Below are 19,111 nucleotides of genomic sequence, written 5' to 3' on the forward strand. Positions count from 1 at the left end.
GTTGTCAGACGACCCGCGCCTCCAGACCGATCCGTCACCGTACGGCGGACTGGAGGCGCGTCTCGCGTCCGTCAGGCAGGGCGTCTGCGACGCGGCGCGAGCCGCAGGGCGGTCGGCTGACGAGCTGACGCTCGTCGTCGTCACGAAGTACCACCCGGCGTCGCTCGTCCGCGAACTCGCCGCGCTCGGCGTGACCGACGTGGGGGAGAACCGGCACCAGGAGGCGCAGGCGAAGGCCGCCGAGCTCGCCGACCTGCCGCTCACCTGGCACTTCGTCGGACAGCTGCAGTCGAAGAAGGCCCGGCAGGTCCGGCGGTACGCGCACGTCGTGCAGTCGCTCGACCGCGCGTCGGTCGTCGACGCCTTCGCGCCGACCGAGGCGGAACCCGAGCCACCCGTCGTGGACGGCTTCGTGCAGGTGAACCTGACCGACGACCCGGGTCGCGGGGGCGTGCAGCTCGACGACGTCGAGGCGATGGTGTCGCGGGTGCTCGGCACCGGCACGATCCGGTTGCGCGGGGTGATGGCCGTCGCGCCGCTCGACGAGGAACCCCGCGCGGCCTTCGCCCGGCTCCGGTCGATCTCCGAACGCGTGGTGTCGCTCGCGCCGGACGCCACGGACATCTCCGCCGGGATGAGCAACGACTACGCCGAGGCGATCGCGGAGGGCGCGACACACCTCCGGATCGGCACCGCAATCACGGGAGAACGCCCGGTCACGCCCTAGCCTCGTCCCAAGGGCATCCACGAGCACGAACTCCGGAGGAACCATGGCCAACCCGCTGAAGAAGACGATGGTCTACCTCGGCCTCGCCGACGAGGAACTCGAGTACGAGGACGAGCAGCCGCAGCAGCAGCCTGCGCGGCAGCAGTCCGCTCCGGCCGCGGCTCCGACGCCGTCCCCGGCAGCGCAGGAGGCCCCCGCGGCGACTGCGGCGCCCGTGGCGCCCGCCCCCGTCGAGACCAAGACGCACACCCACCAGCGCGGTGCCCAGGTCACCCCGCTCCGCCGCTCGCACACGACCGCACAGAAGGCAGCACCGGTCCAGGAAATGAACGAGATCCTCACCGTCCACCCGCGCGAGTACAAGGACGCCCAGTCCATCGCCGAGAGCTTCCGCGACGGCATCCCCGTCATCATCAACCTCTCGCAGATGACCGAGGCGGACGCCCGTCGCATGATCGACTTCGCCTCCGGCCTGTCGCTCGGCCTCTACGGCAAGATCGAGCGGGTCACCAACAAGGTGTTCCTCCTGTCCCCGGCGCACGTCGCGGTGAGCGGTGAGGCGCCTGAGGTAGAGTCCGACATCGAGGCGTCCTTCTTCGCCCAGTCCTGAGTCCCTCAGGCCCACCCGCCCCGTGAGCGTCGTCACGTGACGACGCCCACCCGAGCCGAGCGAGCCCCATCGTGTCCGCGATCTTCACGATCCTGTACTTCCTCCTCCTGCTGTACTTCTTCACGATGTGGGGCCGGTTCGCGCTCGACATCGTGCAGGCGTACAACCGCTCCTGGCGGCCCCGCGGGGGACTCCTCGTGGTCTCCGAGTTCGTCTACACCGTGACCGACCCGCCGATCCGCACCGTCCGCAAGGCGCTCCCGCCGCTGCGGATGGGACCGGTGGCGCTCGACTTCGGGTGGACGATCGTGATGCTCGTCGTCATCATCGCGATGACGGTCGTGCGCTACCTGATCTAGTCGCGGACCAGCCGCGACACGCGCCACGCCCGGTCATGGTCACGGTTCACGGTCCCCGTCGGTGTACGGTGGTCGGGATCGATGCTCGCCCCGGCGTGGCATCCGCACCGCCCGGCACGACTGGTACATTCGGTCGGACCGAGACGGTTCCACACGTTCAGCAGTTCTATTGAGGTGACGGCAATGGCTTTGACGCCGGAAGACGTAGTCAACAAGCGGTTCCAGCCGACGAAGTTCCGCGAGGGCTACGACCAGGACGAGGTCGACGACTTCCTCGACGAGGTCGTGGTCGAGCTGCGCCGCCTGACGGCCGAGAACGACGAGCTCCGTCAGCGCCTGCAGGCCGCCGAGTCGGCGCCGAAGCCGGCCCAGGCGGAGCAGCCCGCTCCGGTCGCGACCCCCGAGCCCGAGCCGGAGCCCGCCCCCGTGGCCGCTGCTCCGGAGCCCGCTCCGGTCGCCGCCGCCGCTCCGGCCACCACGGTCGCCGCGGACGAGGACACCGAGGGCACCACGAACCTCCTCACCCTGGCCCGCCGTCTCCACGAGGAGCACGTGCGCGAGGGTGTCGAGAAGCGCGACGCGCTCATCGCCGAGGGCACCGCCCAGGCCGCCCGCCTCGTCTCCGAGGCCGAGGCCAAGCAGCGCCAGATCATCGCCGACACCGAGAACACGAACCGTCAGCGTGTCGCGGTGCTCGAGCAGGAGCAGCGCCAGCTCGAGGGCAAGATCGACGAGCTCCGCACCTTCGAGCGCGACTACCGTGCGCAGCTCAAGAGCTACATCCAGGGGCAGCTCAACGAGCTGGACGGCTCGGCCCCCGAGCAGTCCGGTCTCACCCCCGCGCCGGCGTCGGCGCAGGGCGTCGGCAACTGACGTTGTCGCGACCAGCATCACGAGCGAAGGTCAGTGTCCGCGCGATCGCGGCACTGGCCTTCGCCGCTGTCGTGGTGGTGGCGCTCGACCAGGGCGTGAAGGCGCTCGTCGTCGCCAACCTGCCGTACGGCACCGTCGTCCCCGTGCTGGGCAACGCACTGCAGCTGCTGTACGTGCGGAACCCCGGCGCCGCGTTCTCGTTCGCGGTGAACATGACGTGGGTGTTCTCGATCGTGTCGACGGCCGTCGTGGTCGCGATCATCGTGTTCGCGCGTCGCATCCGCTCGATGTGGTGGGCCCTGGTGCTCGGCATGCTGCTCGGCGGGGCCCTCGGGAACCTGCTCGACCGGCTCTTCCGTGAGCCCGGCTTCGGTCGCGGCCACGTGGTGGACTTCATCTCGACGCCGTGGATGATGCCGGCGATCTACAACATCGCGGACTCGTTCATCTGCGTCAGCATGGTGATCTTCGTCCTGCTCGTCGTCTTCGGCGTGAACCTCGACGGCTCACGCGCCCTCACCGCGAAGCAGCAGCGCGCGGCGGACGCGGCCGGCTCCGGGGCCGGTGCGTCCGCGCCGGACGCCGCCGGCGCCTCCACGTCCGCTCCCGCCTCCGACGACCCGCGTGCGCCGCGTGACGGCCGCGAGTCCCTCGGGCACGACGCGACGTGACGGAGTCGCGTTCCCTGCCGGTGCCGGACGGGCTCGCCGGTGAGCGTGTCGACGCCGCCATCGCCAAGCTCCTCGGGTTCAGCCGCTCCTTCGCGGCCGACGTCGTCGCTGCCGGTGGCGTGACCGTCGACGGGGTCACCGTGGACAAGTCCGACCGGCTGCACGCTGACTCGTGGCTCCAGGTCGAGTGGACCCCGAAGGAGGCCCCCCGGATCATCCCGGTGGAGGTCCCCGGCATGACGATCGTGCACGACGACGACGACATCGTCGTGGTGGACAAGCCCGTCGGCGTCGCGGCGCACCCGTCGCCCGGCTGGGACGGCCCGACCGTCCCGGGTGGGCTCGCGGCGGCCGGGTTCACGATCGCGACCTCAGGCGCCGCCGAGCGTGCGGGCATCGTGCACCGGCTCGACGTCGGGACCTCCGGACTCATGGTCGTCGCGAAGACCGAGCTGGCCTACACGCACCTCAAGCGGGCGTTCAAGGAGCGCACGGTCGAGAAGGTCTACCACGCGCTCGCGCAGGGGCACCCCGACCCGACCTCGGGCACCGTCGACGCACCCATCGGTCGGCACCCGTCGAGCGACTGGAAGTTCGCGGTCACGGCCGACGGCAAGCCGAGCGTGACGCACTACGCGACCCTCGAGGCCTTCCGGTCCGCGACCCTGCTCGAGGTCCACCTGGAGACCGGGCGCACCCACCAGATCCGGGTGCACATGGCGGCGACCCGGCACCCGCTCGTCGGCGACACGATGTACGGGGCGGACCCGGTGCTCGCGGACGAGCTGGGGCTGACGCGGCAGTGGCTCGACGCGGTGCGGCTCGGGTTCGAGCACCCGCGGACGGGCCAGTGGGTCGAGTTCCAGGCGCAGTACCCCGAGGACCTGCAGCTGGCGCTGGACCGCATCCGCGCCGCGTAGCGCGCGCGGCGGGCGCTTCGCGCCGTTGCGCGAGGTCGCACGAAGTGCCGTCCGGAACGTGCCGGAACGGCAGTTCGTGTGACCGGCGCGCCCGACGTGCGGCGTGTCTCGCGACCTCGCCCCGTGCCCTGGACGCACCACGTCCCGGCCTGGAGGCGCGTGGCGGCGCCGCCCCGCGCCTCCAGGCCGTCGTGGGCCGCGCCCACCCCGTCGAGTGAGCGGAAATCGTCGGGTCCCGGCGCAGGACCCGACGATTCCTGCTCACTCGATGCGACCTCGGAATCCGACGTGATCGACGCGCCCGGGAATGTGGGTGGGCGAGGTTAGGCTGTTCCGAGACCGCAGCAGCTCCCGCGAACCGGAGGTTCCGTGTCGGATTCCGACTCCTTCGTCCACCTGCACGTGCACAGCGAGTACTCGATGCTCGACGGTGCCGCCAGGCTCTCCGACCTCGTGGCGGAGACCGCCGCGCAGGGCATGCCCGCCGTGGCGGTGACCGACCACGGCAACATGTTCGGCGCGTTCGAGTTCTGGAAGGCCGCGAAGGCCGGCGGGGTCAAGCCGATCATCGGGACCGAGGCGTACATCACGCCCCGCACGCACCGCTCGGACAAGACCCGTGTGCGCTGGGGCGACGGTGGCGGCGACGACGTGTCGGGTGCCGGTTCGTACACGCACATGACGATGTTCGCCGAGAACACCACGGGCATGCACAACCTGTTCCGGCTGTCGTCGAAGGCGTCGCTCGAGGGGTACTACTTCAAGCCCCGCATGGACATCGAGCTGTTGCAGGAGTACCACGAGGGCATCATCGCGACGACGGGCTGCCCCTCGGGGGAGATCCAGACACGCCTGCGCCTCGGGCAGTACGAGGAAGCACGTCAAGCCGCTGCGGACTACCGCGACATCTTCGGCAAGGAGAACTACTTCGCCGAGGTCATGGACCACGGGCTCGAGATCGAGCGTCGGATCATGAGCGACCTGATCCGGCTGGCGAAGGACCTCGACATCCCGCTGGTCGGCACGAACGACCTGCACTACACGCACTCGCACGACGCCAAGTCCCACGCGGCGCTGCTCTGCGTGCAGTCCGGCTCGACGCTGAACGACCCGAACCGCTTCAAGTTCGACGCCGACGAGTTCTACCTGAAGACGCCGCAGCAGATGCGGCACGTCTTCCGCGACAACCCCGAGGCCTGCGACAACACGCTTTTCATCGCCGAGCGGTGCAACGTCGAGTTCGACACCACGGCGAACTACATGCCGAAGTTCCCGGTGCCCGAGGGCGAGACCGAGCACTCCTGGTTCGAGAAGGAGGTCGCGAAGGGCCTCGAGTACCGCTACCCGGGCGGCATCACACCAGAGGTGCAGGAGCGCGCCGACTACGAGGTCGGGATCATCAACCAGATGGGCTTCCCGGGCTACTTCCTCGTGGTCGCCGACTTCATCAACTGGTCGAAGAACAACGGCATCCGCGTCGGTCCGGGTCGTGGTTCCGGTGCCGGGTCGATGGTGGCGTACGCGATGCGCATCACCGACCTCGACCCGATCCGGCACGGCCTGATCTTCGAGCGGTTCCTCAACCCGGACCGCGTCTCGATGCCCGACTTCGACGTCGACTTCGACGACCGGCGCCGCGGTGAGGCGATCAAGTACGTCACCGAGAAGTACGGGTCGGAGCGCGTCGCGCAGATCGTCACGTACGGCACGATCAAGGCGAAGCAGGCGCTGAAGGACTCCTCGCGCGTCCTCGGCTTCCCGTTCGGCATGGGTGAGAAGCTCACGAAGGCGATGCCGCCGCCCGTGATGGGCAAGGACATCCCGCTCACCGGGATCTTCGACAAGGACCACCCCCGCTACAAGGAGGCCGTCGACGTCCGCACGGTCGTCGAGACCGACCCCGAGGCGAAGACGGTGTTCGACACCGCACTCGGGCTCGAGGGGCTGAAGCGCCAGTGGGGCGTGCACGCGGCCGGCGTGATCATGTCGAGCGACCCCCTGATCGACATCATCCCCGTGATGAAGCGCGAGCAGGACGGCCAGATCGTCACGCAGTTCGACTACCCGGCAGCGGAGTCGCTCGGCCTGATCAAGATGGACTTCCTGGGGCTCCGCAACCTCACGATCATCAGTGACGCCCTCGACAACATCAAGACGAACCGTGGGATCGAGCTCGACCTCGAGACCATGGGGCTCGAGGACCCGGAGGCCTACGCGCTCCTGCAGCGCGGCGACACCCTCGGCGTCTTCCAGCTCGACGGCGGCCCGATGCGCGGCCTGCTGCGTCTGATGAAGCCCGACAACTTCGAGGACATCTCCGCGCTCATCGCCCTGTACCGTCCGGGGCCGATGGGTGCGAACTCGCACACGAACTACGCGCTCCGCAAGAACGGCGAGCAGGCGATCACGCCGATCCACCCGGAGCTCGCCGAGCCCCTGCAGGACATCATCGGCACGACCTACGGCCTGATCATCTACCAGGAGCAGGTCATGGCCATCGCGCAGAAGGTCGCGGGCTTCTCCCTCGGCCAAGCGGACATCCTCCGCCGCGCGATGGGCAAGAAGAAGAAGTCGGAGCTGGACAAGCAGTACGCCGGCTTCGAGAAGGGCATGCAGGACAACGGCTACTCGGCCGCGGCGATCAAGACCCTGTGGGACATCCTGCTGCCGTTCTCCGACTACGCGTTCAACAAGGCGCACTCGGCCGCGTACGGCGTGGTGTCGTTCTGGACCGCGTACCTCAAGGCGCACTACCCGGCCGAGTACATGGCCGCGCTGCTGACCTCCGTCGGCGACGCCCGTGACAAGCTCGCGCTGTACCTCAACGAGTGCCGCCGCATGGGCATCAAGGTGATGCCGCCGGACGTCAACGAGTCGATCGGCTTCTTCGCGGCCGTCGGCGACGACATCCGCTTCGGCATGGGCGCGATCCGCAACGTCGGGTTCAACGTCGTCGACGACATCGTGAAGGCCCGCACCGAGAAGGGCGCGTTCGAGTCGTTCCACGACTTCCTCCGCAAGATCCCGATCTCGTCCGCGAACAAGCGCACGGTCGAGTCGCTGATCAAGGCCGGTGCGTTCGACGAGTTCGGCGACAGCCGACGGGCGCTCGTGGAGATCCACGAGGGCGCGGTCGAGGGCGCGGTGAAGGTCAAGCGCGACGAGGCCCACGGCAACGTCGGGTTCGACTTCGACTCGCTGTTCGCCGAGGTCGCCGAGGAACAGCCGGAGACGGCTGCCGTGTCGCAGGTCCCGGACCGCCCGGAGTGGTCCAAGCGCGACAAGCTCGCGTTCGAGCGCGACATGCTCGGCCTGTACGTGTCCGACCATCCGTTGGCCGGGCTCGAGATCGAGCTCGCGAAGCACCAGTCGATCACCATCGCCGACCTCATCGCGGCCGACGACTCGGTGGAGGGCGAGACCGTCACGGTCGCCGGCCTGCTGACGAGCGTGCAGCACCGGGTCGCGAAGACGAGCGGCAACCCGTACGGCATCGTCCAGATCGAGGACTTCGGCGGCGAGATCGGCGTGATGTTCCTCGGCAAGACGTACCAGGAGTTCGGGCCGTCGCTCGTGGCGGACTCGATCGTGGTCCTGCGTGGCCGGGTGAACGTCCGCGACGACGGCAAGGCCCTGCACGCCGTGAGCATGTTCCAGCCGAACGTCGGCGACGCGATGGGGTCCGGCCCGCTCACGCTCTCGCTCCCGGAGCGTGCGGCCACGACGAGCACCGTGACGGAGCTGGCAGCGGTCCTCGGACGGCACCAGGGGGAGACCGAGGTCCGCCTCAAGCTCCTCAAGGACGACGTCGCGCGGACCTTCGAGCTGCCGTTCCCGGTGAACCTCACCCCGGACCTGTTCGGCGAGCTGAAGAGCCTGCTCGGCCCGCGCTGCCTGGTGTGACCACGGCCGGGCCGCCCGGCACCGGCCCGTCATCGACGCACTGGTCTGACGGCCTGGAGGCGCGGGTCGGTCCCGCCACGCGCCTCCAGGCCGTCAGCTGGTCACCTCCGCGCTGCCTGTCGGCACGGCTCGGTAGGCTTGGCGCCTGATGATGCAGCGAATCGACCTCCGCGGCGGGCTCCCCGCCCGTGCCGAACTCCTCCGACTCATGCCCCGCGCCGCTGGTGACGTCTCGCACGCCGTCGACGCCGCCCGCGAGCTCGTGGACGCGGTCCGGGAGCACGGCGAGTCCGCGTTGCGCGAGCAGGCCGAGCGGTTCGACGGGGGAGCGCCGGAGCACGTGCGCGTGCCGGCCGCCGAGATCGCCGAAGCCGTCGCCGGGCTCACCCCGGCGCTCCGCGGATCCCTCGACGAGGCGATCCGTCGCGTCCGCGCCGCGAGCGCCGCACAGGTGCCGGCCGCGTCCGTCACCACGCTGGCCGACGGCGCCGAGGTGCACCAGCGCTGGCAGCCGATGCGCCGCGTGGGGCTCTACGTGCCCGGTGGCAAGGCCGTCTACCCGTCGAGCGTCGTCATGAACGTCGTCCCAGCCCAGGTCGCCGGCGTCGGGTCGATCGCCCTCGTGTCGCCGCCGCAGCGGGACCACGGCGGTGCGGTGCACCCGACGATCCTCGCAGCCGCCGGGCTCCTCGGTATCGACGAGGTCTACGCGATGGGCGGTGCCGGGGCGATCGGCGCCTTGGCGTACGGCGTGCCGTCGATCGGTCTCGAGCCGGTCGACCTCGTCACCGGCCCGGGGAACAACTACGTCGCCGCGGCGAAGCGCCTCGTGCGCGGGGTCGTGGGCATCGACGCCGAGGCCGGCGCGACCGAGATCCTCGTGATCGCCGACGACACCGCCGACGCCGGGTTCGTGGCCGCCGACCTGATCAGCCAGGCCGAGCACGACGAGCAGGCCGGCAGCGTCCTGGTGACGACGTCGGCGGCGTTCGCCGATGCGGTGGAAGCCGCCATCCCGTCACGGGTGGCGTCCCTGGGGACTGCTGCGCGCCTCCAGACCGCCCTGGACGGACCGCAGTCCGCGATCGTGCTGGTGGACTCGCTCGCCGACGCCGCGACCGTGAGCAACGCCTACGGGCCGGAGCACCTCGAGATCCAGACGGCCGACGACGACGCGGTCCTCGCGTCGATCGACGCAGCCGGTGCGGTCTTCGTCGGGCCGAGCACACCGGTCAGCCTGGGGGACTACCTCGCCGGATCGAACCACGTGCTGCCGACCGGCGGTCAGGCGCGGTTCGGCTCCGGGCTGTCCGCGTCGACGTTCCTCCGGCCGCAGCAGGTCATCCGGTACACGCCCTCGGCGTTGTCCGAGGTCGCCGAGCACATCGTCGCCCTCTCCACCGAGGAACAGCTCCCCGCGCACGGCGCCGCCGTGACGGAGCGCACGAACCGATAGCCTGGGGGACGCCATGTTCTGCCCCTTCTGCCGCCACCCGGACTCCCGCGTCGTCGACTCCCGCACGAGCGACGACGGAACCTCCATCCGTCGCCGTCGTCAGTGCCCCAACTGCGGGCGGCGCTTCTCGACCACCGAGACCGCCTCGCTCAACGTGGTGAAGCGCAACGGGGTCACCGAAGCCTTCAGCCGCGACAAGATCGTCTCCGGCGTGCGCAAGGCGTGCCAGGGCCGCCCGGTGACGGACGGCGACCTGGCGGTGCTGGCGCAGCGCGTCGAGGAGACCGTCCGCTCGTCCGGGTCCAGCCAGATCGACGCGAACGACATCGGACTGGCGATCCTCGACCCCCTCCGGGAACTCGACGAGGTCGCCTTCCTGCGGTTCGCGAGCGTCTACCAGGCCTTCGACTCGCTCGAGGACTTCGAGGACGCCATCGGGCAGCTGCGCATCGACCACCACGGCGGGGCCGGGGCCGCATCACCGGCCGGGGCCGGCGCGTGAGCGGCATCGCGGAACGCATCGTCCGCGGCGGGTACGCCGTCGTGTTCCGCTCCGTGTTCGCGAACATGGACCCGGAGCGCGCCCACCACATCGCCTTCGCCGTCATCAAGGCCCTGCCGCACGTGCCGATCGTGCGTGGACTCGTCGAGCGGTACTCCCGCCCCTCGGCGATGGACGGCGTGACCACGATGGGGATCCACTTCCCGTCGCGGTTCGGTCTGGCCGCCGGGTTCGACAAGGACGCCCGCGGCATCGCCGGACTCGGGGTCCTCGGGTTCGGGCACGTCGAGGTCGGCACCATCACCGCGAAGCCCCAGCCCGGCAACGAACGCCCGCGGCTCTTCCGGCTCATCGCGGACCGCGCGCTCATCAACCGGATGGGCTTCAACAACCACGGGGCCGCTGCCGCGGCCCGCAAGCTCGAGCGCGCCCGCCGGAACCCCGGTCGTCCGGTCATCGGCGTCAACATCGGCAAGAGCCGGGTCGTCGACGTCGCCGACGCGATCGACGACTACCTCGAGTCCACGCGGCGCCTCGCCCCGTTCGCGGACTACCTGGCGGTCAACGTCAGCTCGCCGAACACGCCGGGGCTCCGCGGCCTGCAGGAGCTCGACCAGCTCCGTCCGCTGCTCACCGCCGTGCGCGATGCCGCCGGGAAGGTGCCGGTCCTCGTGAAGATCGCGCCGGACCTCACCGACGAACAGGTCGACGCGATCGCCGAGCTCGCGGTGTCGCTCGGATTGGCCGGCGTCATCGCGAACAACACCACGATCTCGCGGGACGGCCTCGTCACCCCGGACGCCGAGGTGTCGGCGATGGGTGCCGGGGGACTGTCCGGCGCTCCCGTGGCGGCTCGTTCCCTCGACGTGCTGCGGCGCGTGCGGGCTGCGGTGCCGGACGACTTCTGCGTGATCGCGGTCGGCGGCGTGACGAGCGAGCAGGACGTGCAGGACCGCATCGACGCGGGGGCCACGCTCGTGCAGGGCTACACGGCGTTCCTCTACGAGGGGCCGAGCTGGGCGACGCGCATCAACCGCCTGCGGCGGCGGCGCCTCCGGCGCGCAGCGCGCTGACGCGGGGTCGCCCGCGCTGGTTCCGGGCGGGTCGTGTTCGTCGAGCGGGCGAAACACGTCACGCTCGTCGCGCTCTGGCGGTTTGTTCCGCCCGCTCGGTCAACCGGCGGCGGCGTGTCGTGCCCATCCGGGGCGCCACCGGCGCGGCGTGACCGGCTGACGGCCTGTGGAGGCACGTGGCGGCGCCGCCACGTGCCTCCAGGCCGGTGGTGGGCGGCGTGCACTCGCACACGGGGCCGGGTGTTCCGCGAGCGGTCACGACTCGCCGGGCGCGTTCCGCGAGCGGGCGGGAAGGGCTGTCCTGCAGGCGTGAGCGCGACGAATACTGCCCGCTCGATGTCCGCCCCCGTCGTTCGGCGGCGGACGCCGGTCCGGACGTGACGAAGCGCCGCCCGGCGAGCCGGACGGCGCTTCGCGGTGGGTCAGACGGTGGGGTACTCGCCGCGCTTGACCTGCGGCTTCGGCAGACGCAGGAAGCGCAGCTGCCACGCACGCGTGAGGATGTAGAGGAACGTGCCGCGCTGCATCGAGCCGAACTTGTTCGTCAGCTTCTTGCGGAAGGACAGCCAGAGGATGACGCAGTCGAGCACGAAGAGCGCCACGAACGCCCAGACGAGCAGGAGCGCGTAGGACGCGATGACCGTCTGCGATGCCGCGAACCCGACGATCAGGAACAGCACGAGCACCGGCATCATGATCTCGCCGACGTTCCAGCGGGCGTCGATCCAGTTGCGCACGAACCGGCGCTGATCGCCCCGGTCCTTCGCGGGGAGGTAGCGCTCCTCGCCGTTGGCCATGCCGACGCGGGCCCGCTCGCGCTCGTTCGTGAGGCGTGCGCGTGCGGCCTTCTTGTCCACCGGGCTGTTGCCGACGAGGGGGCGGCGGTTGGCGGCCTCACGCTCGCGACGGCTCGGGGTCGGCCGACCCTTCCCCTGCTCGAGGAGTTCGTCCTCGGTGGGGTTCACGGTCGTGTTGGTCTTGGGGGCTGCCTTCGCCACGGTGCGTTCCTAACGGCGGTGTGCGTGCTGGATCGTCCTCTAGATTACCGGGCATGACCGACACCGCACAGCACAGCCCCGCGACCGACCCCGCACTCCTCGACGCCCTGCGCGAACACGTGCAGGGGGCGCTCCCCACGACGATCGCCGACCTCTCCGCCCTCGTGCGGCTGCCGTCGGTGTCCTGGTCGGCCTTCGATCCGGCCGACGTCCGGGCCAGCGCCGAGGCCGTCGCGGACCTCGCGCGGTCGACGGGCGTGTTCGCGGACGACGCGGTGCGGATCGTGCGTTCGGCGGTCTCCGGTGACACCGCGGACGCCGAGTCCACCGGCGGCGAGCTCGGGCAGCCGGCGGTGCTCGCGGTCCGCCCGGCCCGCAACGGCAAGCCCACCGTCATGCTCTACGCCCACCACGACGTGCAGCCCCAGGGCGACGACGCGCTGTGGGAGACCCCGCCGTTCGAGCCGACGCTCCGCGGTGACCGCCTGTACGGTCGCGGCGCCTCGGACGACAAGGCCGGCGTCATGACCCACATCGCCTCGCTCCGGGCGGTGCACGCGCAGTTCGGCGACGACCTCGACCTCGGGGTCGTGCTGTTCGTCGAGGGCGAGGAGGAGTTCGGCTCCCGGTCGTTCCGCACCTTCCTCCGCGAGCAGAAGGAGCACCTGGCGGCGGACGTCATCGTGGTGGCCGACAGCGACAACTGGTCCACCGAGGTCCCGTCGATCACGGTGTCCCTCCGCGGCAACGTCACGTTCAAGCTGACCCTGACGACGCTCGAGCACGCGAGCCACAGCGGCATGTTCGGGGGAGCGGCACCCGACGCCATGATCCCGATGGTCCGGCTGCTCGCGTCCCTGCACGACGACGACGGCTCGGTCGCGGTCGAGGGGCTGACCTCCTACGACGCCCCGGTACCGGCCCGCACCGAGGACGAGCTCGCGACGGACGCGGCCCTCCTGCCGGGTGTCCGACCGGTCGGCCGCGGCGACGTCCTGTCCCGCATGTGGTTCCAGCCGTCGATCACCGTCACGGGCATGGACGTGCCGAGCGTCGCGAACGCCTCGAACACGCTGCTGCCGACGGTGTCCGCCCGGGTCTCGGTCCGGGTCGCTCCCGGCCAGGACGCATCCGAGGCGGCCGCGGCGGTCGAGCGCCACCTGCGCGAGCACGTGCCGTTCGGTACGCAGATCGAACTCACCGAGCCGGACGCCGGCGACGGGTTCCTGGTGGACACCGCCGGCTGGGCTGTCCAGGAGGCGCGGACCGCGATGCGCGAGGGCTGGGGCAACGACGCCGTCGAGCAGGGCATCGGCGGGTCGATCCCGTTCGTGTCGGACCTCGCGGCGGAGTTCCCGGAGGCACAGATCCTCGTCACCGGCGTCGAGGACCCGGACACCCGTGCGCACAGCCCGAACGAGTCGCAGCACCTCGGCGTGCTGCACCGCGCGATCGCATCGGAGACGATCCTGCTGGCGCGTCTCGCGACTCGCGGCTGACGGTGCTTACAATCGGACCAGGAGCGGTGAACCACACCGCCCGGAGGGAGACGCGCGGATGAGCGACACCATCACCGAGAACGCACCGGCGACCGAGACGCCCTCGCACGGCGTCCTGCTCAGCGACGCGGCCGCGGCGAAGGTGGCGAGCCTCCTCGAGCAGGAGGGTCGCGACGACCTCCGCCTGCGTCTCGCGGTGCAGCCCGGCGGCTGTTCCGGACTGATCTACCAGCTCTACTTCGACGAGCGGCTGCTCGACGGCGACACCACGGCCGAGTTCGAGCCCGGTGTCGAGGTCGTCGTCGACAAGATGAGCGTCCCGTACCTCGACGGTGCCTCGATCGACTTCGAGGACACCATCCAGAAGCAGGGCTTCACGATCGACAACCCCAACGCGCAGGGCAGCTGCGCGTGCGGTGACAGCTTCCACTGATCACCCGTCGACCCGACACGAGCGGGGAGTGACCGACACGGTCGCTCCCCGCTCGTGCGTTCCCCGGGCGTGGCATCCGTCACGACCAGGGAAAACGCGCCCGGGGCGGGTGCGGATCGCGGCCGATCGCGTGTCGCGTGTGCGCGAGGGGTCTCCAGCTGCGAGTAAGCTAGGAGTGTTCCAACCAAGCTGGGAGCGGGCCATGCGCGACCTTCGCGTCGCAGGCTGCTCCGGTTTCACGTCTTCCGAGAGGTAACAGTGCGTTCGAATCGCCGTATACGTTGGGCGGCCGTCCCGGTGGCCGTCGGTCTGGTCATCGCACTGGCTGGCTGCACGCAGCAGCAGCTGAACGGATGGCTCCCCGGCACGGAGGAGACGAAGGACGTCACCAACCACACGAGCCGCATCGTCGGCCTGTGGACCACCAGCTGGGTCGTCCTGCTCGCGGTCGGTCTGATCGTCTGGGGCCTCATCATCTGGGCCGCCATCGTCTACCGCCGCCGCAAGGGCCAGACCGGCCTGCCGGTGCAGATGCGGTACAACATGCCGCTCGAGATCTTCTACACGATCGTGCCGCTGATCCTCGTCCTCGGCTTCTTCGCCTTCACCGCGAAGGACCAGGCCGCGATCGAGAAGCCGTTCACCAACCCGGACGCCACCGTGCACGTGTACGGCAAGCGCTGGGCATGGGACTTCAACTACATCGACCAGAAGAACCCCGACGAGAGCGTCTACTACCAGGGCATCCAGGCCCAGGAAGAAGAGAACGCCAAGGGCGCGATCGACGAGTCGCAGCTGCCGACCCTGTACCTGCCCCAGGGCAAGAAGGTCAAGATCGAGCTGTCCTCGCGCGACGTCGACCACTCCTTCTGGATCATCGACTTCCTGTACAAGAAGGACATGCTCCCGGGCAAGACGAACTACGAGTACTTCATCCCGGAGAAGCTCGGCACCTACCAGGGCAAGTGCGCCGAGCTCTGCGGTGAGTACCACTCGCTCATGCTCTTCCAGGTGAAGGTCGTGACGCCGGCGCAGTACCAGGACTACCTCGACACCCTGAAGGACCAGGGCAAGGTGGGGCTGCTCGGCAACGAGTACAACACCAACACGAACGAACCGGACAACAAGGCGCCGGTGGCGTCGAGCGAGAACGAGTAGGGGCTCCGAAAGATGACAACGTCATTTGTCGGCCAGCCGACTGCACAGACCACGACGCCGGACTTCCAGGCGTCGAAGGTCGGTCGGAAGGGCAACATCATCGTCCGGTGGATCACCTCCACGGACCACAAGACCATCGGGTACATGTACCTGATCGCCTCGTTCATCTTCTTCCTGCTCGCAGGTGTGATGGCGCTCGTGATCCGTGCCCAGCTCTTCGAGCCCGGCCTGCACGTGGTCGCGACGAAGGAGCAGTACAACCAGCTGTTCACGATGCACGGCACGATCATGCTGCTGATGTTCGCGACGCCGCTGTTCTCCGGGTTCGCGAACGCGATCATGCCGCTGCAGATCGGTGCGCCGGACGTCGCCTTCCCGCGTCTGAACGGCTTCGCCTTCTGGCTCTACCTGTTCGGCTCGCTCATCGCGGTCGGTGGCTTCCTCACCCCGCAGGGTGCGGCGTCCTTCGGCTGGTTCGCCTACGCGCCACTCAGTGACACGACGTTCACACCAGGACTCGGCGGCACGTTGTGGGTCTTCGGGCTCGGCATGACCGGCTTCTCGACGATCCTCGGTGCGGTGAACTTCATCACCACGATCATCACGATGCGTGCCCCGGGTCTGACCATGTTCCGCATGTCGATCTTCACCTGGAACACCCTCGTGACGGCGCTCCTCGTGCTGATGGCCTTCCCGGTCCTCGCCGCGGCGCTCTTCGGCCTCGGGCTCGACCGTGTGTTCGAGGCGCAGATCTTCAACCCGGCCAACGGCGGTGCCCTGCTCTGGCAGCACCTGTTCTGGTTCTTCGGGCACCCCGAGGTGTACATCATCGCGCTGCCGTTCTTCGGCATCGTCTCCGAGGTCTTCCCGGTGTTCAGCCGCAAGCCGATCTTCGGGTACAAGACCCTCGTCTACGCGACCATCGCGATCGCGGCGCTCTCGGTCACGGTCTGGGCGCACCACATGTACGTGACCGGTGGCGTCCTGCTCCCGTGGTTCTCGCTCATGACGATGCTCATCGCGGTCCCGACCGGCGTGAAGATCTTCAACTGGGTCGGCACGATGTGGCGCGGCTCGGTCACCTTCGAGACGCCTCTGCTCTGGGCCGTCGGCTTCCTCATCACCTTCACGTTCGGTGGTCTCACCGGTGTGATCCTGGCGTCGCCGCCGCTCGACTTCCACGTGTCCGACTCGTACTTCGTGGTCGCGCACTTCCACTACGTGGTCTTCGGAACCGTCGTCTTCGCGATGTTCTCCGGCTTCTACTTCTGGTGGCCGAAGTGGACCGGCAAGATGCTCAACGAGCGCCTCGGCAAGATCCACTTCTGGCTCCTGTTCATCGGGTTCCACACGACGTTCCTCATCCAGCACTGGCTGGGCGTCATCGGCATGCCGCGTCGTTACGCGACGTACCTGCCGAACGACGGCTTCACCTGGATGAACCAGCTGTCGACGATCGGCTCGATGATCCTCGCGATCTCGTTCCTGCCGTTCATCTTCAACGTCTACGTCACCGCCCGGAACGCGCCGAAGGTCGCCGTGAACGACCCGTGGGGCTACGGCCGCTCGCTCGAGTGGGCCACCAGCTGCCCGCCGCCGCGCCACAACTTCACGTCGATCCCGCGCATCCGTTCGGAGTCCCCGGCGTTCGACCTCAACCACCCCGAAGCGGGTGTGCCGATCGGCGTGGGTCCCGCGAAGGACGCTCCCGATGCCCCGACCTACGACGCCGCGAAGGGCGAGGTGAAGTAAGGCGATGCGCGCCAACACCAACCTGTTCTGGATCCTCTTCGGGTTCTTCATCCTCGCGGACGCCGCGTACACCATCTGGTCGCTGATCTACTACGGCGAGCCGGAGTGGGTCGGCACCGTGGCCATCGGCCTCACCGGGATCATGTCCGCGTTCATCGCGTTCTACCTCGGCAAGGTCATGTCCTCCCAGGGCGGCGAGCTGCCCGAGGACCGGCCGGACGCCAACATCGAGGACGGCGACGCCGAGCTCGGGCACTTCAGCCCGTGGTCGTGGTGGCCCATCCTTCTGGCGGCCGCCGTCGCGGTGTGCTTCCTCGGCGTCGCAGCCGGCCTGTGGATCGTGCCGATCGGTCTCGCCCTCGTGGCGATCACGCTCGTCGGCTGGGTCTACGAGTACTACCGCGGCAACTTCGGTCACTGACCCGAACCCGCAGCGCACCTGACACATTCGGGCGGCACCACACCGGTGCCGCCCGAAGTGCGTCCGGCACCACCGCCGGAAGCGCCGCAGGACCACGAACGAACCGGCCCCGACCGGGAATCAACCAGTCCGCCCACGGCTTGGCTTCAAGCGGACCACCCCCACCACAGCGAAAGGAGTCACCTCCGGTGACCGACAAGCGCACTCTCATCATCTTCGGCGCGACGGGCGACCTCGCCTCCCGCCTGCTGCTGCCGGGCCTCGGCACGTTCCTGCAGAGCGGTCGAGCGGTTCCCGTCCAGCTCATCGGCACGGGCCGCAGCGCCCGCAGCGAGGAGCAGTGGAAGGACGTCGTCACGAAGTCCTTCGCGTCGCAGGACGTGAAGGGCCCGGAGGTCGACGCCACGGTCGCCTCGACGCAGTTCATCCAGGGTGACCCGACGGACCCCGAGCACCTCAAGGCGCTGTTCGCCGCGGCGGACGACGACGCCGAGCCCATCCTGTACTTCGCGCTGCCCCCGCAGATCGCGTCGGACATCTGCGAGGCGCTGCAGCAGGTCGAGCTCCCCGAGGGCACCACGCTCGCGTTCGAGAAGCCCTTCGGCACGGACGTCGCCAGCGCGAAGGCGCTCAACGAGACCGTGCTCAAGCTCGTCCCCGAGGAGCGTGTGCACCGCACCGACCACTTCCTCGGTCGGACCACGGTCCTGAACATCATCGGCCTGCGCTTCGCGAACCGCCTGTTCGAGCCGATCTGGAACGCGGAGAACATCGAGAAGGTCGACGTCTTCTACGACGAGACGCTCGGGCTCGAGAACCGCGCCCAGTACTACGACGAGGCCGGTGCGATGGTCGACATGATCCAGTCGCACCTGCTCCAGATCCTCGGCATCGTGACGATGGACGCCCCGGCGGACATCGACTCCGTCGAGTTCCGCTCCTCCCTCGCTCGCGTGCTCCGTTCGACGGAACTCAAGGGCGGGGACCCGAAGATCGCATCGCGTCGCGCCGTCTACACGGCCGGCACGATCGACGGCAAGGAGCTGCCGTCGTACCAGGACGAGGAAGGCGTCGACAAGTCGCGCAGCACCGAGACGCTCGCGGAGATCTCGGTCGAGGTGGACACCGCTCGCTGGAAGGGCGTTCCCTTCACCCTGCGTTCGGGCAAGGCGCTCGGCGCCAGCCGGAAAGAGGTGCTCATCACCTTCAAGCCGGTCACGCGCCTGCCCTCCGGCCTCTCCGGTCGGCCGAAGGCGGACACCCTCCGCATCGTGCTGAACCCGGACGAGATCGAGCTGACGGTGTCGGCCAACGGCGGCGGCAACCCGTTCGAGATGGGTCAGGTCACGCTGTCCTCGTCCTTCGCCGACGGTGAGCTGACCCCCTACGGCGAGGTCCTCAACGGGATCTTCCACGACGACCCGCTGCTCTCGATCCGCGGTGACGTCGCCGAGCGCTGCTGGGAGATCGTCGAGCCGGTCGTCAAAGCCTGGAAGGCCGACGAGGTCCCGCTCGAGGAGTACCGCGCGGGTTCGCGCGGCCCTGCGGACTGGGAGTCCTCGTCCTGACTCCCTGACGGACGCGACGGTCGCGCCCTGAACGGGCGCCCCTGACGGACTGGAGGCGGGGGGGGCGGGGGGCCCCCCCCCCCCCACCCGCGGGGGGGGGGGGGGGGGGGCCGCGGCGGGGGGGGCCGCGCCGCCACTAACCCGGACCCCGGACCCCGGGGACCCCCCCCCCGCGCCCCCCCCCCCCC

Annotated in this window: 17 protein-coding genes; 16 read left to right on the top strand and 1 reads right to left on the bottom strand. The window is 69.5% G+C overall.

Annotated elements, in window-relative coordinates:
• The first annotated feature begins 1 nt into the window (after position 1).
• The 10 genes from ABIC61_RS17260 (at position 2) to ABIC61_RS17305 (ending at position 11,094) form a co-directional block, all read left to right on the top strand.
• Entirely contained in the window at positions 2-727 is a 726-nt protein-coding gene (locus tag ABIC61_RS17260; protein ID WP_354030903.1) for a YggS family pyridoxal phosphate-dependent enzyme, read from the top strand.
• A gap of 43 nt (positions 728-770) precedes the next feature.
• Complete coding sequence (locus ABIC61_RS17265; RefSeq protein ID WP_144750412.1) at positions 771-1,337, top strand: cell division protein SepF; 567 nt, start codon at positions 771-773, stop codon at positions 1,335-1,337.
• 71 nt (positions 1,338-1,408) lie between these two features.
• The gene (locus tag ABIC61_RS17270; RefSeq protein ID WP_402739348.1) at positions 1,409-1,696 is read left to right on the top strand and encodes a YggT family protein; all 288 of its coding nucleotides are present in this window, start codon (positions 1,409-1,411) and stop codon (positions 1,694-1,696) included.
• 183 nt (positions 1,697-1,879) lie between these two features.
• Positions 1,880-2,569, top strand: coding sequence for a DivIVA domain-containing protein (locus ABIC61_RS17275; protein ID WP_186321896.1), 690 nt, complete (start codon positions 1,880-1,882; stop codon positions 2,567-2,569).
• 2 nt (positions 2,570-2,571) lie between these two features.
• On the top strand, positions 2,572-3,240 hold the full coding sequence (lspA, locus tag ABIC61_RS17280; RefSeq protein WP_354030904.1) for a signal peptidase II: 669 nt from the start codon (positions 2,572-2,574) through the stop codon (positions 3,238-3,240).
• Positions 3,237-4,160: an RluA family pseudouridine synthase gene (locus ABIC61_RS17285; protein WP_354030905.1), complete on the top strand. Its 924-nt coding sequence runs from the start codon at positions 3,237-3,239 to the stop codon at positions 4,158-4,160. The genes lspA and ABIC61_RS17285 overlap by 4 nt, the downstream gene beginning before the upstream one ends.
• Positions 4,161-4,580: 420 nt before the next feature.
• Positions 4,581-8,063 (top strand): DNA polymerase III subunit alpha, encoded by a 3,483-nt coding sequence (dnaE, locus tag ABIC61_RS17290; RefSeq protein WP_502908821.1) that lies wholly within the window; start codon positions 4,581-4,583, stop codon positions 8,061-8,063.
• Positions 8,064-8,211: 148 nt separating this feature from the next.
• Complete coding sequence (gene hisD, locus ABIC61_RS17295; protein WP_354030907.1) at positions 8,212-9,519, top strand: histidinol dehydrogenase; 1,308 nt, start codon at positions 8,212-8,214, stop codon at positions 9,517-9,519.
• A 13-nt stretch (positions 9,520-9,532) separates the two neighbouring features.
• Positions 9,533-10,021: a transcriptional regulator NrdR gene (gene nrdR / locus ABIC61_RS17300; RefSeq protein WP_144750402.1), complete on the top strand. Its 489-nt coding sequence runs from the start codon at positions 9,533-9,535 to the stop codon at positions 10,019-10,021.
• Positions 10,018-11,094 carry a quinone-dependent dihydroorotate dehydrogenase gene (locus ABIC61_RS17305; RefSeq protein ID WP_144750400.1) on the top strand — a complete coding sequence of 359 codons (1,077 nt, stop codon included), beginning with the start codon at positions 10,018-10,020 and terminating at the stop codon, positions 11,092-11,094. Before nrdR ends, ABIC61_RS17305 begins: the two co-directional genes overlap by 4 nt.
• A 422-nt stretch (positions 11,095-11,516) precedes the next feature.
• Here ABIC61_RS17305 and ABIC61_RS17310 read toward each other — a convergent pair whose 3' ends face one another.
• Positions 11,517-12,092, bottom strand: coding sequence for a DUF3043 domain-containing protein (locus ABIC61_RS17310; protein ID WP_144750398.1), 576 nt, complete (start codon positions 12,090-12,092; stop codon positions 11,517-11,519).
• A gap of 53 nt (positions 12,093-12,145) precedes the next feature.
• Between ABIC61_RS17310 and ABIC61_RS17315 the strand changes: the two genes are divergently transcribed.
• The 6 genes from ABIC61_RS17315 to ABIC61_RS17340 all read left to right on the top strand — a co-directional run bounded on the left by ABIC61_RS17315 (position 12,146) and on the right by ABIC61_RS17340 (position 18,923).
• Positions 12,146-13,591, top strand: coding sequence for a dipeptidase (locus tag ABIC61_RS17315; protein WP_354030908.1), 1,446 nt, complete (start codon positions 12,146-12,148; stop codon positions 13,589-13,591).
• Between the two features lie 58 nt (positions 13,592-13,649).
• Positions 13,650-14,024 (top strand): HesB/IscA family protein, encoded by a 375-nt coding sequence (locus ABIC61_RS17320; protein WP_097179423.1) that lies wholly within the window; start codon positions 13,650-13,652, stop codon positions 14,022-14,024.
• Between the two features lie 258 nt (positions 14,025-14,282).
• Positions 14,283-15,182 (top strand): aa3-type cytochrome oxidase subunit II, encoded by a 900-nt coding sequence (ctaC, locus tag ABIC61_RS17325; protein ID WP_097179422.1) that lies wholly within the window; start codon positions 14,283-14,285, stop codon positions 15,180-15,182.
• Between the two features lie 12 nt (positions 15,183-15,194).
• On the top strand, positions 15,195-16,934 hold the full coding sequence (gene ctaD, locus ABIC61_RS17330; RefSeq protein ID WP_186321895.1) for an aa3-type cytochrome oxidase subunit I: 1,740 nt from the start codon (positions 15,195-15,197) through the stop codon (positions 16,932-16,934).
• A 4-nt stretch (positions 16,935-16,938) separates the two neighbouring features.
• Positions 16,939-17,355, top strand: a complete 417-nt coding sequence (locus ABIC61_RS17335; protein WP_144750394.1) for a cytochrome c oxidase subunit 4 — start codon at positions 16,939-16,941, stop codon at positions 17,353-17,355.
• Positions 17,356-17,543: 188 nt separating this feature from the next.
• On the top strand, positions 17,544-18,923 hold the full coding sequence (locus ABIC61_RS17340; protein WP_354030909.1) for a glucose-6-phosphate dehydrogenase: 1,380 nt from the start codon (positions 17,544-17,546) through the stop codon (positions 18,921-18,923).
• Positions 18,924-19,111 lie beyond the last annotated feature (188 nt).

This window comes from Curtobacterium sp. 1544 (assembly GCF_040544915.1).
Taxonomy (GTDB): domain Bacteria; phylum Actinomycetota; class Actinomycetes; order Actinomycetales; family Microbacteriaceae; genus Curtobacterium; species Curtobacterium pusillum_C.

Bases quoted from the DNA above. Each gene is read 5' to 3' on its own strand.
- ctaD (WP_186321895.1), top strand. From the start codon at position 15,195: ATGACAACGTCATTTGTCGGCCAGCCGACTGCACAGACCACGACGCCG.
- dnaE (WP_502908821.1), top strand. From the start codon at position 4,581: ATGCTCGACGGTGCCGCCAGGCTCTCCGACCTCGTGGCGGAGACCGCC.
- hisD (WP_354030907.1), top strand. From the start codon at position 8,212: ATGATGCAGCGAATCGACCTCCGCGGCGGGCTCCCCGCCCGTGCCGAA.
- ABIC61_RS17275 (WP_186321896.1), top strand. From the start codon at position 1,880: ATGGCTTTGACGCCGGAAGACGTAGTCAACAAGCGGTTCCAGCCGACG.
- nrdR (WP_144750402.1), top strand. From the start codon at position 9,533: ATGTTCTGCCCCTTCTGCCGCCACCCGGACTCCCGCGTCGTCGACTCC.
- ABIC61_RS17315 (WP_354030908.1), top strand. From the start codon at position 12,146: ATGACCGACACCGCACAGCACAGCCCCGCGACCGACCCCGCACTCCTC.
- ABIC61_RS17320 (WP_097179423.1), top strand. From the start codon at position 13,650: ATGAGCGACACCATCACCGAGAACGCACCGGCGACCGAGACGCCCTCG.
- ABIC61_RS17335 (WP_144750394.1), top strand. From the start codon at position 16,939: ATGCGCGCCAACACCAACCTGTTCTGGATCCTCTTCGGGTTCTTCATC.
- ABIC61_RS17265 (WP_144750412.1), top strand. From the start codon at position 771: ATGGCCAACCCGCTGAAGAAGACGATGGTCTACCTCGGCCTCGCCGAC.